Origin of the sequence: Paenibacillus glycanilyticus NBRC 16618 (assembly GCF_004000805.1) — a bacterium.
Lineage (GTDB): Bacteria > Bacillota > Bacilli > Paenibacillales > Paenibacillaceae > Pristimantibacillus > Pristimantibacillus glycanilyticus.
Genome location: NZ_BILY01000012.1, coordinates 121,386 through 134,123, shown reverse-complemented (window position 1 = coordinate 134,123; position 12,738 = coordinate 121,386). Strand labels below are relative to the sequence as shown.

At 52.0% G+C, this 12,738-nt stretch carries 10 protein-coding genes; 4 read left to right on the top strand and 6 right to left on the bottom strand.

Annotated elements, in window-relative coordinates; translation table 11 throughout:
- Positions 1-54: 54 nt before the first annotated feature.
- The 4 genes from PGL01S_RS12245 to PGL01S_RS12230 all read right to left on the bottom strand — a co-directional run bounded on the left by PGL01S_RS12245 (position 55) and on the right by PGL01S_RS12230 (position 4,738).
- Positions 55-1,293 (bottom strand): glycosyltransferase family 4 protein, encoded by a 1,239-nt coding sequence (locus PGL01S_RS12245; protein WP_127494920.1) that lies wholly within the window; start codon positions 1,291-1,293, stop codon positions 55-57.
- Positions 1,294-1,454: 161 nt separating this feature from the next.
- On the bottom strand, positions 1,455-3,287 hold the full coding sequence (locus tag PGL01S_RS12240) for a carbohydrate-binding domain-containing protein (RefSeq protein ID WP_127494919.1): 1,833 nt from the start codon (positions 3,285-3,287) through the stop codon (positions 1,455-1,457).
- A 33-nt stretch (positions 3,288-3,320) separates the two neighbouring features.
- On the bottom strand, positions 3,321-4,001 hold the full coding sequence (locus tag PGL01S_RS12235) for a DUF4956 domain-containing protein (protein ID WP_127494918.1): 681 nt from the start codon (positions 3,999-4,001) through the stop codon (positions 3,321-3,323).
- Positions 3,998-4,738, bottom strand: coding sequence for a polyphosphate polymerase domain-containing protein (locus tag PGL01S_RS12230; protein WP_127494917.1), 741 nt, complete (start codon positions 4,736-4,738; stop codon positions 3,998-4,000). Before PGL01S_RS12230 ends, PGL01S_RS12235 begins: the two co-directional genes overlap by 4 nt.
- A 196-nt stretch (positions 4,739-4,934) precedes the next feature.
- On the opposite strand from PGL01S_RS12230, the gene PGL01S_RS12225 reads away from it, so the two are divergent.
- The 4 genes from PGL01S_RS12225 (at position 4,935) to PGL01S_RS12210 (ending at position 10,080) form a co-directional block, all read left to right on the top strand.
- Entirely contained in the window at positions 4,935-5,612 is a 678-nt protein-coding gene (locus tag PGL01S_RS12225) for a response regulator transcription factor (protein ID WP_127494916.1), read from the top strand.
- The gene (locus tag PGL01S_RS12220) at positions 5,612-6,910 is read left to right on the top strand and encodes a sensor histidine kinase (RefSeq protein ID WP_127494915.1); all 1,299 of its coding nucleotides are present in this window, start codon (positions 5,612-5,614) and stop codon (positions 6,908-6,910) included. The genes PGL01S_RS12225 and PGL01S_RS12220 overlap by 1 nt, the downstream gene beginning before the upstream one ends.
- A gap of 1,121 nt (positions 6,911-8,031) precedes the next feature.
- On the top strand, positions 8,032-9,048 hold the full coding sequence (locus PGL01S_RS12215; protein WP_244935572.1) for a phosphodiester glycosidase family protein: 1,017 nt from the start codon (positions 8,032-8,034) through the stop codon (positions 9,046-9,048).
- A gap of 18 nt (positions 9,049-9,066) precedes the next feature.
- Entirely contained in the window at positions 9,067-10,080 is a 1,014-nt protein-coding gene (locus PGL01S_RS12210; RefSeq protein ID WP_127494913.1) for a bifunctional glycosyltransferase family 2/GtrA family protein, read from the top strand.
- A gap of 248 nt (positions 10,081-10,328) precedes the next feature.
- Here the strand turns inward: PGL01S_RS12210 and PGL01S_RS12205 are convergent, their stop codons facing one another.
- Both PGL01S_RS12205 and PGL01S_RS12200 read right to left on the bottom strand, forming a co-directional pair.
- Complete coding sequence (locus tag PGL01S_RS12205; RefSeq protein ID WP_127494912.1) at positions 10,329-11,024, bottom strand: response regulator transcription factor; 696 nt, start codon at positions 11,022-11,024, stop codon at positions 10,329-10,331.
- A gap of 6 nt (positions 11,025-11,030) precedes the next feature.
- The gene (locus PGL01S_RS12200) at positions 11,031-12,566 is read right to left on the bottom strand and encodes a sensor histidine kinase (protein ID WP_164775449.1); all 1,536 of its coding nucleotides are present in this window, start codon (positions 12,564-12,566) and stop codon (positions 11,031-11,033) included.
- Between the last annotated feature and the right edge of the window lie 172 nt (positions 12,567-12,738).

Below are 12,738 nucleotides of genomic sequence, written 5' to 3'. Positions count from 1 at the left end.
CCCGTCTGTCTAATAAAGCTCCTCTCTTAGTTATCCCAAATTAAGCGGGCAAAATCAATATGCCGTTCGCTCCGTCCTGCTGCTCCGCAGCAGATCATCCAGCCGGCCGCATATTTTCACCCAGTCGAAATGCTCAGCCGCGTCCCTCTGCGTACCCGCCGATGCCTCCCGCAGCCGGTCCTTCGCATGACATATTTCGATCATCCGCTGGGCAAGGCCGGCGCTATACCCAGCCGCATGCAGCGAGCCATATGACAGATGCAAATTTACCTGCTTGTTCCAATCATCCAAGTGGATGCTTCGGTCCTCCTGCTTCGTGGCGGCGTCCCGGCAGCATGCAATATCCGAAGCGAGCAAATAACAGCCGTGTATTTTGGCTTCCGCAAGCACATGAGCGTAAGCTTCAACATTTGAAGGCAGGGCGAAAATTTTGGATTTCCGGTACCATTGATGCAAAGTCTCCTTATCCTGTACAAAACCCGTCAGAATCATCCGGTCCGCAAGCCACGGATAATTCGCCATATACGAATAGAGATACGGCTGGAAGGAATCCTCGACTCTGCCTACCAGCACAAGCTTCCAGCTCGCCGGAATATAAGGCTCCGCCAGCCGGAAGGCTTCAAGCAGCACATGCGTGGCCTTCTCCGGTATGCCAAGCCGTCCGACGGTCAGGATATAATCCGACTTCTCCTCGAACGCCACGGGCAGCTTCGGCTCCTTGCCGAAGAAGTAATAGCCGTTAGGGATGTGATGCACCGGCACCGACCATCTATCCGAAATGTAAGGAGCAAGCGTCTCGCTGCTGATTACGTCGCAATGACTCAGAAAACGTCGGAAATCATTCGTCATTGGCGTTTTGTTCACCCAAATGATATTGGCGTCCAGCTTCAAATAAATCGTGCCGGAAGGGTTTAATTCCTTATATTTCGCCGCCGCATCGTAGTAAAACGGATAAAAACCAAAAAGGTATAAAACGTCGATTTTTGTCGCATTACACCCTATATACCGAACCAGGTCATCGCGGCAATCACGCAAGTTCGCCCCGAAAATCGTATCCATTGCCCGGTCCGGATGGTAAGAAAACGACGGCTCGATGTATTCGAGCTCTATCTCCTCCTCGAAGCTGGACAATGACGGCCATAAAGGCTCCTCACCGCTTGGAAGGTAGGTGACATAGACCGCCTTATAGCCTCTGTATTTCTGCATCAGGTAAGGAAGGATGCCGATATCCTTCGTCAGCAACGAATCCGTCAGGCATGGCGCCAGCAAATAAAAGCTTTTTCGTTCTTGCATATTTGCACCCCAATATCCGCGTCTTATAATCGGTTAAATATATGTTAATAATTCCGCCTCTAAAACCTGGTCCGAAGCATATGAACGGGCCCAAATCAAAGGAAACACGGCAGATTTCGGTCAAAAACGAAGAGGCGCCCGATGGGCACCCCTTATAATCGTTATTGTGCGGTTGTTGTTGCTGCGGGAGCATTCTGAGGGGCTGTGCCGCCCGGTGCTGTGCCGTCCGGTGGAGCGGCGCCGTCCTGCGGCATTTGACCGCCCATGCCCCGGCCTCCGCCGCCGCCCATGCCTCCATGACCGCCGCGTCCGCCGCCCATACCGCCGCCAAATCCGCTTTGAGCCTCCGTAACGCCTGATTCATTGACCCACGTGATGAGGGAGGAAGCCGTGAAGGATACCACTTTGGTTCCGCCGCTGTATTCACCGTCCGCGTAAAGACCATTGGTTGGCGTACCCGTAGACTTGCCGCCCGAGTAGATGGTGTAGGAAGCATCTTTAGCCAGATCCGGCGTACTGATGTAGACCGCCTGATAGTTTTTCGTTGGTGCATAAGTTGCAATCGCTTTTCCGGACTCGTCTTCGAGGTGAACCAGCGTGCCCGCTTGCTGAGTCTCGGGGAACATCATCAGAATGCCGGCTTGCGTCGAGCTGTCCGATGCCGCCTGCACCATGCCGGAGCTGCCCGCCGCAACAAGCGTGCCGCCTGTCATGTTGAAGGTGCTGTCATAGTCCAGTGCGCCGTTGTTGTTCTCGGTCGGCCCATTCACCATAACGGTGCCGCCCGTCATGACAATCGAACCATTTGCGTCTAGACCATCGCCGTCCGCGTCCACATACAGGCTGCCGCCGCTGATGGTGAGAAGGCCTTCCGAAGCCCCGCTTGCCTGTTGACCGCCGCCTGGAGCTGCACCTTCTCCGCCGGAGCTGTCCGCGCCCGTTGCCGCATTCACGCCATCGTCGCTCGCCGCCAGCTTGATGTCGCCGCCTGCAATGGTAATATCGGTTGCTTCGAGACCCTCGTAGCTCTTCGTAATATCGATATTGCCGCCCGCAATCTCTAAAGCCGTCTCGGCATGGATGCCGTCATCACCGGCTGCTATGGTCAGATCTCCTTCGGAGATGGACAAACCGCCCGTGCTGTGCAAGCCATCCTTGCCCGACTGGATGTTATACGTGCCTCCCTGCAGGACAATGATTCCTTCTTCGCCTTCCGTATCATTCGTTGTCTTGATACCGTGGCCGGCTGCATCCAGCGTGAAATCTCCGTCCTTCACCGCTACAAGGTCGCGTCCCATTACGGCATCGTCCGCCGCTTGAATGTCAAACGTTCCTCCGGTAATTTTCAGCTTATCCTTGCTCGCAATCCCGTTGTTGTAGTTGCCTTGCACGGTCAGCTTGCCCGTGCCGTTAATCGTCATATCGTCCTTGCTGAAGATAGCCGCATTAGGCTCATCCGTTTCCGAATCCGGGAAGACATAGTCCGTTCCGTCGGATACGACATTATTGGTGCCTTCCGGCAGGGACAGGATCAGCTTGCCCGCTTCCTCCACATAAATCGGGGCGCTCTTGCTGTAATGGATCTCCGCTCCGTTCAGAACAAGACGAACTATGCCTTTATCCGCTACATTCACGACTATCTGGCCTTCGTCCAGCTTGCCGCTGGCTACATAGGTTCCTGCAGCCGTAATCGTAAGGATGCCATCCTTCGCTTCCGCGCCGGAGCCATCAATGGTAGCGCTTGTTCCGTTTAAGGCAATGCTCGTCACATCGGATGTACTCCAATCGGTATACGCATCATCCTCGTCATATTCAACGGTGTCATCTAATTGATAGGTTGCCGTCTGGACGGCTGCCGCCGCTTCGCTAGTATTGGCTGAACCCGTGCTGCCCGTCGTATTGGCTCCCGCGTTCGTCTGGCTATTGCATGCAGACAAGGCCGCCGCGCATAATAAAATAAAAGCCAATTTGCTTAATCTCTTTTTATTGTTCATCGTTTCTCTTCCTCTCTACGTAAATGGATGGGTCTAAGCTTCTGCTCCCGTTGGAGCCATCGTTAATGAAATATCGAGATTGCCGTTCCGGCAGCGGATGGCGTCCAGCAGCTCCTTCTGATTCAGGGAAGGCTCCAGCGTGACGGCATAGACAAGCTCGTACAAGCTGCCAAGCTCGGTTGTTCTTACTTTTTTCAGCTCATATTGCACGTTATAGATGTTGAAGACTTCGGCAAAAGCTTCTTCATAGCTCAGATTTTCCGGAATCGTTACCTTAAGCAGCTTCTGCGCGGAAGACTTCGAGCCGAACTTCACGGCTTTCAGCAGGAACATCAGGAGACACAGCAAAATCGTGAACAGCACCGCGTAGCCGTAAGCCCCAACGCCGCAGGCAAGGCCGGAAGCCATCGTGAACAGGACAAAAGCGATATCCTTCGGATCGCCGGGCGCGCTTCGGAACCGGATAATGGAGAATGCGCCGGCCAAGCTGAACGCGCGGGCGATATTGCTGCCGATCAGCAGGATAATAATCGCGACAATCGTCGGCAGGACGATCATCGTTAGGGCAAAGTTCTGGGTATAAACGGACTGTGTTTTCATATAGGTAATGCTGATCATCGCGCCAAGCGCAAAGGATAATAACAGCGTCAACATCGCTTGGCCGAAGGTTAGCTCGGTCACGGATGCCGTTGTGGAGAAGAGGGAATCGATCATAATAAAAGGCGCTCCTTTATTCGTTCTTCGTGTCGGATATTCATGCGGTATTCGTTGCCGTATTTCGAAAAGCCCGTCCGGAACATGCCAAGCTCGGACAGCAGCTGTGCGAGCCAGACCGGTACGGTTTTCTCGGCTTTTACTTCCATCAGCCATTGACCCTTGGCCATCAGCAATTCCCCGTGGTCGCCGGCTTCCAGCTTCAGATCGTAACGTCTAGAGCGGATATTCGTATCGAAGGTGATCCGCAGATCCCGGTTGTTTTTGCAAAACATCGCAATCCGGTCGTAAGCCAGATACACCTTGGGCTGCAGCTCATACCGCCCGAGAAAATATTTGATCTCCTGAATCACCTGCTTGTTCATATAAGGCTTCGGTTCAGGCTCAATTCCCGTACGGACGAATTCATACGCCTCATCCAGCGTCAATCCCGTTCTACGCTTGTTCACCAGGCCGCACACTTTTTTCTTCAGCTCTAAGTACACCCTTGCATCCGGCTTCGGAACCCCGTAAGCCCTCAGTCTGAGCTTTTCCCTGTATTTCGGCTTCGCCAGGCTGTTGCGGATAATGGAATGCTGGTCGGTATCGAAATACAGATTGCTTATGGAGTAGAATTGATCGTTCTTGTTGTATTCGTCGAGCTCCATATAATCAAGCAGCCGGTTATAAATCTCGTGAAAGGACTGGCTGTCCATTAAATACTTGCTTTCGTAACGGTTAAACACCTCAATAGCCATAGGTTCAGGCTCCTTTCCGTTTTGGCATGCCGCCTGTTCATGTCTGTATCTTAGAAGGGCAACCTTTAATGAATCTTAAATGTTTGTAAATGTAAATTCGGCTGGAATCGGGGCTTTGGCAAAGTTAAGATTGATTAAAGGTTGCCTACTTATAATAAGTTTACAAAGATAGCGCCAACGAAAAGAGGAATGCTTCATGCGAATACTGATTGTGGAAGACGAGGTCAACCTGGCCGACGCTTTATCTCAGATTTTGAAAAAGAACAATTACTCCGTGGACGTCGCGCATGACGGTCAATCGGGATTGGATAACGCTTTATGCGGCATCTATGATCTGCTGCTCCTGGATATCATGCTTCCGGAAATGGACGGGATTACGGTGCTGAAGAAGCTTCGGGAGGAAGGAATCGCAGCCCCGGTGATCATGCTTACCGCCAAGGGAGAAATAAACGATAAGATTACCGGGCTGGATTACGGAGCGGACGATTACGTAGCCAAGCCATTCTCGACCGAAGAACTGCTGGCGCGGATCAGGGCCGCACTACGAAGAAGGGGCGAGGTTGTTCCGGAGGACGGCTTGAAGTACGGAGATATCGTGCTCAATACCTCCAACCTGAAGCTGATGTGCAAAGGGAAGGAGCTGAAGCTGATTCTGAAGGAAAGCGAATTGATGGAGCTTCTTATCGTAAGGAAGTCCGCGGTTACTTCCAAAGAGCAGATTATCGAGAAGCTATGGGGCTTCGATTCGGACGTGGAGCACAACAACGTGGAGGTCTATATTTCTTTCTTAAGGAAGAAGCTTGTCTTCCTGCAATCCGCCGTAAAAATTAACACTTTACGGGGCGTTGGTTACGTACTGGAGGCGACCTCCTGATGTTTAATCGGCTGCGCAACCGGTTTCTGATCGTTAATATGGTGATCATCAGCTTCATTATGATCCTGGCCTTTTCTTCCATTTATACAATTACCTATCAGAATAACCGCAAGACGATGAACGAGGATCTTATTCAAATATCGGAGTTTTACCGCAAGCAGGAAGGTCCCGAGGGGGGCAAGTTCAGCGGCGGCGGTGGCCGTGACGGCCATGGACGCGGGGATATAATGGTTCCCGACGGCAAAATGAAGGCCGGTCCGCCGCCGGAGCGTTCGGTATCTTTTGCGCTAACGACGGATGCCGACTGGAACATTACGAATACGGATTCCCGCTTCGATATGGACAGCGATTTCTACACGCTTGCCGTCAAAGCTGCCTCATCGGGCGATTCGGGCCGCGGCGAGTTTAATCTCGACGGCAACCGCTGGGCTTATGACGTGCAGCAGGTTATGGGGGGGTATTCGGTCGTTTTCCTGGACGTCACGAATCAGCATCAGTTCTTGATGACGCTTCTGTACACGTTCCTTGCCGTAGGCTTCATAATGCTTATCGTTATCTATTTCACGAGCCGTTACTTCGCGAACCGTTCGATTGCTCCCGTCAAGGAAGCCTTTGATAAGCAGAAGCGCTTCATCGCGGACGCCTCCCATGAGCTGCGGACGCCGCTCGCCGTTATTAATACGAATGCGGATGTGCTGCTGTCCAACAACGATGACCTCATCCGCAATCAGGAGAAGTGGCTGCATCATATCAAGTCGGAGACGGAGCGCATGCGGACGCTGACAAGCGATCTGTTGTACCTGACCCAGATGGATGATGCGCGCGAAAATGTGATTTTCGCTCCGTTCAACTTAAGCGAGGCGGTGGAAAGCGTTATTCTGACGCTCGAAGCGGTCATCTTCGAGAAGGACATTGCGCTCAGCTACGATATCTCGCCGGAGCTGTCCATTAACGGCAACGTGGAGCAAATGAAGCAGGTAACGCTGATTCTGCTGGATAACGCCATCAAGTATACCAATGCAAAGGGCAAGATCGACCTTACGCTGAAAAAACACGGCAGCGAAGTGGTGCTTAACGTCACCAACTCCGGTGAAGGGATCCCGCCCGAGCATCTGGGCAAAATCTTCGACCGCTTTTACCGTGCCGACGCCTCCCGCTCCCGCAAACACGGGGGCTACGGCCTTGGCCTCGCCATCGCCAAAGCGATCGTCGAGCAGCACAAAGGCAAAATTCACGCGAGAAGCGTGCCAGGCGAGACCACCTCGTTCTCCGTTCAGCTCCCCGTTGAACGTCACTAGATTGAAGCGGCCGTGCAGGGTTCAGCCTGCGCGGCTGTTTTTGGCGTTTGGAGGCCTGACGAGCGGACACTCACTATCACTCGAGTTACCCTTGGCAGGCAAACTTACCAACCTCTCTCCATTAACCTAGTCCTCCACCTGTTCCCCTTAACCATTCTTTCACCGGTTCCACCAGTCTGTCTTCTCTCCGCAGCCCCCCAGTAACCTCGGCTGCCCGCCAGTGACGTCACCATGGATTCACTCCCCCTTAGATCTACTTAGAAACTCCGCATCAGCATGATCGTTCTGCCGCCAATATACTCGCAGCCACTCTCCAGTCACTCCAAAATGCAAAAGTACATGACAACTCCCTGCTAGTCCGGCCTAACGATCAACGTACTGCGAAAGTACAGGTAAATTTACTATGTTCCCACCCATTCGGCTTATACGAGGTTATTTACCTGCACTTTTGCATACTTTTGCATCAGAATGACCGTGCGGTGCCACTTCCCCCTCAATAACCTGCACATTTGCAGCTTATTTTTCAAACTAACCTCCACTTCCCGTCCCTGCCCTCATTATCGCCGTACTCCGCAATTACTCCGAGCAGGTCCGTGCCGCTAACGAAACTACATATTCTTATTTGCCCCAAATGGGCTACCCAGAATTTCTAATGAAACTACGTATCACTATTCCCTGCTTCGACCCATTTCTGTGCCCCTAATCTGTCAAATAGAGATATGACGTTTCGTTAGATCCGCAAAACTCTCGTTTTTGATCAAATAGCGATACGACGTTTCGTTAGAATATCTCCTGTCCCTCCTGTTCCCCCCTCCCAAATATGAGGGAGGATCCTTGGGCAGCAGGTGGAGTAAAGGGGCAGGGGTATCCCCTGAGGAGCGCAGCGTTTGCCTTTGCCGGCGGGAAATATCAGCTAAAGCGGATTCCAATCCAAATTTCCTGCCGGCAACAGCGACCGAAGGGGATACCCCTGCTCCCTCTCCGCCTACTCTTTACCGTTTCCTCCCCCTCGGCCATCCAAAAAGTCCTCCCTCATATCCCCCTCCTCCTTATTTAAGTTTGACTAAAGGTTGCCGCTCTAAGATAACTCCATAACGTTCAGGCAGATGCCTGCTAAGGAGTTGGTTACTATTTTCCGCACGCGCAAATCCAAAATTCTTACCACTATAACGGTTATTCTGCTTATCGTAGCAGCCATTCTGTACAAGCTTGCCGACCGGTACTTAATCGAGCATGTCGAGGTGAAGGTAACGCCTAACACATCCATCACGCAGGGGACCGACACCGGCATCAGCTCTGGCTCCGGAACCAGCTCTAACTCGACCCCGGACTCCGGCACAAGCAGCGACACCACTACCTCCGCAACGACATCCTCGGATGCCGAATACGACGACTGGAATTACAAGGATGACAACGAGACGATCAGCATCAAGAAGGTGGAAACCGGCTCCGGCTCGGACATGATCACATACTATGTCGCCGACGTCACGTTTAACAGCAAAACGAACCTGCTTGCAGCTTTTGCCAAGGATTCCTTCGGCACCAACATCACCCAGAACACCTCGACCATTGCTGCAAACAACAATGCGGTGTTCGCCATTAACGGCGATTACTACGGCTTCCGCAGCGACGGGGTTGTTATCCGCAACGGCACCGTTTACCGGGACGAAGCGGCTCGTATTGGCCTGGCCATGTTTAACGACGGCACGATGAAGTCTTACGACGAGGAAGAAACCTCAACCGACGATCTGCTCGCGCAAGGAGTGACAAACGCCTTTTCCTTTGGCCCGGCCCTCGTTACGGACGGCGAAATCGCCGGCGACTTCAGCCATGTGGAGATCGATAAAAACTTCGGCAACCGCTCGATTCAGAACTCGAACCCGCGGACCGGCATCGGAATGATCTCCGCGAACCATTACGTATTTGTTGTCGTTGACGGCCGAAGCGCCGGCTACAGCCGCGGCATGACGCTGACGGAATTCGCCGATCTATTCAAGGAGCTCGGGGCGACGGAAGCCTACAACCTCGACGGCGGCGGCTCGTCCACGATGTATTTCATGGGACGCGTCGTGAACAACCCGCTTGGCAAAGGCAATGAACGCGGCGTAAGCGACATTATCTATATTCCGCAATCTTAAGAATGGAGGCCATAACCAATGACTATACTGATCCCCTCATACGAGCCGAACGAAAGACTGCTCACGCTTATTCATCATCTGAAAGAGGAGACCGAAGGGGCATCCATCCTGATTGTCGATGACGGGAGCGGCGAGCAATACAAGCCGATCTTTGATTCAGCTGCCGAGGCAGGCTGCACGGTACTCCGGCACCCCGTTAACCAGGGCAAAGGCTGCGCGCTCAAGACCGGCTTCGATTATGTCCGCCAGCACGGCGGCACGGACGGCGTAATCTGCGCCGACAGCGACGGGCAGCATTTGCCGGAGGATATTCTTCGAATTACGGATGCCGTGCGCAAAAACCGCAATCACATCGTACTCGGAAGCCGGCAGTTTACCGGCAAAGTGCCGCTGCGCAGCCGCTTTGGCAATTCGGCGACCCGGATGGTCTATGCTCTAGCAACGGGGAAGCCGATACAAGATACGCAGACCGGCCTGCGCGGCTACTCCTCCGAGATGCTCGACTGGCTGTGCCAGGTGCCGGGCGAACGGTTCGAATACGAGATGAACATGCTGCTGGAGGCGCCTAAAGCCGGCTATGATTTTGTAGAGGTGCCCATCGAGACGGTTTATCAGGAGAACAACAAGTCCTCCCACTTCCGCCCGCTTGCGGATTCGGCCAAAATCTATTTCCCGTTCCTGAAGTTCGTCACCTCATCGGGCTTCTCGGCGGTTGTCGATTTCGTGCTGCTGTTCCTCCTGCAGTGGATGACGGGAAGCCTGCTCGCATCGGTTATCGGAGCAAGGGTGATCAGCTCAATCTTCAACTTTACGATGAACCGCCGCTATGTGTTTAACGATGGACAAGGGATATCGGTGCAAAAGTCGCTTCCCCGGTATTTCTCTCTTGTGGTCGTCATACTGGTAGCCAACTACGCCCTCCTGTATCTGTTCCACGAGAGCATAGGAATCCCGCTGTTTATTGCCAAGCTGATGACGGAGGTCTTCTTGTTCGCCTTCAGTTATCTGGTCCAAAGGAAGTTCGTTTATTGAACTGCATTGGAACTACATTGGAATTCCTACAGCGAAACCCAACATTTTTGACCGATTCCCAATCTACATTGGATTCTCTGCAGCATAATGAATCCAATTGATGTAATAGCGGCTTATTCTGGGCCTTTTTGCTGGAATAAATCCAACGTAGATCAGGAATCCTTTCCTTTTATCCGGTTTTTACTGCAGGCAATCCAACGTACGGTGAAAAATAAAAAGGCCGTCCCAAAACTTGGGACAGCCTTTTTCTAGTTCTTCGCCTTGCGCTGCGATAAAATCTCAGGAATATGAAGCTCCCGCAAAAGCTCCACGATTTCCAGCACGCTGCTCTTGTTGAACTTTTTCAAAATGCTGTTGATCTGCGACTTCAAGGTTGAAGGCTCCACATGGCGCAGCTTGCATATTTCCTGGCGGGTGTAGTCCTTCATTAGAAGCTCCAGCACCTCTAGCTCGGTTGGCGTCAGCTGGGTAAAAATATAAAAGTTATGCAGCAGACTGTCTTCCGTCGTCTTGATCCGCTTGAATTCCTTCGTTATCTTGCCTGCAATATTCGAATGCAAGGACGGCCGGTCGTGATAAGCATCCTTCACCGCCTCGATAATCGACTCCGCCGGCATATTTTTGAGCAAATAGTTGGTTGCCCCTAGCTCGAAAGCTCGAAATACCGTCTCGTCCGTCTCGCACACGGTCAGCATCACAATCTTGATATCCGGCATATAATTCAGGATTTCGGACGTTGCCCGAAGCCCCGCCTGTTTATCCTCCAGCTCGATATCCATCAGGATCACATCCGGCTTATTGAGCGCAGCCAGCATCGTGCCTTCGTATCCGCTGGCCGCCCTGCCAACGAATTCAATCTCTTCGTCCTTCGAAAGGATCATCTGATATCGCTTACAAATCAAGGGATCGTCTTCCACAATCAATACTTTAATGGGCGTGCTCACGCTGCTTCATCTCCTCTCCTGCTTGTCCAATGAAAGTAAAGGAATGACAATATGAAACGCCGTGCCGGTTCCGGCCTTGCTGTCGACGCTGATCTTGCCCCCATGGGCCGCAATAATCGTATGGCAGATCGACAGCCCCATTCCCCAGTTGGTGGCCGTAGGCTTGGACGAATAGAACGGCTGAAAAATATTCGCCAGATTTTCTTCCGAAATGCCGGGTCCGTTATCTTGGATGACCAGCTCGACCCATTTGTTTTTCACGTTTACCCGAAAGTCGATCTGCCGGGATTTCTCCGGGACGAACTCCAGCGCTTCCGCCGCGTTGGTTACGATATTCTCTACCGCTTGGGAGAAATAATAAGGATCCGCCATAATCATCAGCTTCCGCTGGGATCGTGCGTATTGAACCCCTACCGACTTCAGCTCCGCGCTCATCTCGTCCAGCAGCTTATCAAGCAGATCGAACAAAGAGACCGGCTCCAGCTCGATTCTGGCCTTCAGATTTTTCTGATGAATGGCATCAAGGCGAGTATAGACCTTATTGCACCGCTGTTCAATGACCTGCAGCTCCTCCACCAGTTCCGGCTGCTCCTCGCATAAGCTCTCCAGGTATTCCGTCTGCGCCTTAATCGCTAACAGCTCGTTCTTCATATAGTGGCTGAAAACGCGGGAGGTTAGCAGGGCGGAATCGATATTGCGCGAGATAATCGTCTCCTGGTTATTAATCTTGTTCTGGATCCGCGCGTACATGTAGATGCTGTATAGGCTGACAAACAAGCATAACCCCGAGACATACGGCAGCAGCGAGTAGATGGACGGGTTGCCTACCAGATTAATCGGTTTGTACCGGACAAAATGCGCCGCTTTCGACACCTGCACCAGAATATTCGGAGCCCAATAGTTCATGTATAAGTACGTAATATGAACCGATACGTACGAGATGATAATCATCAGGATATTGCTTCGTATGAGGCGGACTTTCGGGGCATTATACAAAGCATACAGCAGCAGAAGAATACCCGCCGCAATATACGAGGTATTCACCGTCAGAGTTACCTTATGCATCGTTTCATAGAGCGATTGAATCCGTTGCGCGGACATATAGTCCGGATAAAGCTTGTAGTACAGATGCTCGTAAAAGACCGGATCATAGATAACCGCCTGCAGGACGCAAGGCAGCGCGGCGAGAGCAAGCAGCCAGCGGCTGCGTTTGGCGCTCAGATCATAGGCGAAATACAATGCCGAGAGCAGGCCGGCGTACAGGAACAGCAGCGTAAACAGGTGAAAAATCCGGATAAGGGCCAGCCGGGAAATCGGCAGGAACAGCAGCTGGTTTTGCAGCCCTTTTTTGATGCCGAAATACTTATCCATGCTGTTGTAATAATAAGCGTCTTTGCTCATGTACGTAATGATGCAGGTTACGACAATCAGATAGGACAAGCCCATCAGCAGCATGAACAACGTGGCTTTCGTATATTTTTGCTGGGTCAGGCAGAATACCGCGATGGCAATAAACAAGAGAAACACAAAGAAGATAAACATGGACGCCATCCTTTCGAACCAAATCAACCAAATAAAATCTATTTTATTTGATCTTTGCGCAGCTGTAGAGGTTGAAGTTTTATACAACCACCCCTCTCTATCCTACCGCCCATCCCCGGCAATTCATGCGAATTCAGCCCTTTCCTCCTGTTTCAGGCGATGATAAAACTTC

Excerpts from the sequence above, each read along its gene's own strand:
- PGL01S_RS12240 (WP_127494919.1), bottom strand. The coding sequence starts at position 3,287 with ATGAACAATAAAAAGAGATTAAGCAAATTGGCTTTTATTTTATTATGC.
- PGL01S_RS12225 (WP_127494916.1), top strand. The coding sequence starts at position 4,935 with ATGCGAATACTGATTGTGGAAGACGAGGTCAACCTGGCCGACGCTTTA.
- PGL01S_RS12235 (WP_127494918.1), bottom strand. The coding sequence starts at position 4,001 with ATGATCGATTCCCTCTTCTCCACAACGGCATCCGTGACCGAGCTAACC.
- PGL01S_RS12220 (WP_127494915.1), top strand. The coding sequence starts at position 5,612 with ATGTTTAATCGGCTGCGCAACCGGTTTCTGATCGTTAATATGGTGATC.
- PGL01S_RS12210 (WP_127494913.1), top strand. The coding sequence starts at position 9,067 with ATGACTATACTGATCCCCTCATACGAGCCGAACGAAAGACTGCTCACG.
- PGL01S_RS12200 (WP_164775449.1), bottom strand. The coding sequence starts at position 12,566 with ATGTTTATCTTCTTTGTGTTTCTCTTGTTTATTGCCATCGCGGTATTC.
- PGL01S_RS12230 (WP_127494917.1), bottom strand. The coding sequence starts at position 4,738 with ATGGCTATTGAGGTGTTTAACCGTTACGAAAGCAAGTATTTAATGGAC.
- PGL01S_RS12245 (WP_127494920.1), bottom strand. The coding sequence starts at position 1,293 with ATGCAAGAACGAAAAAGCTTTTATTTGCTGGCGCCATGCCTGACGGAT.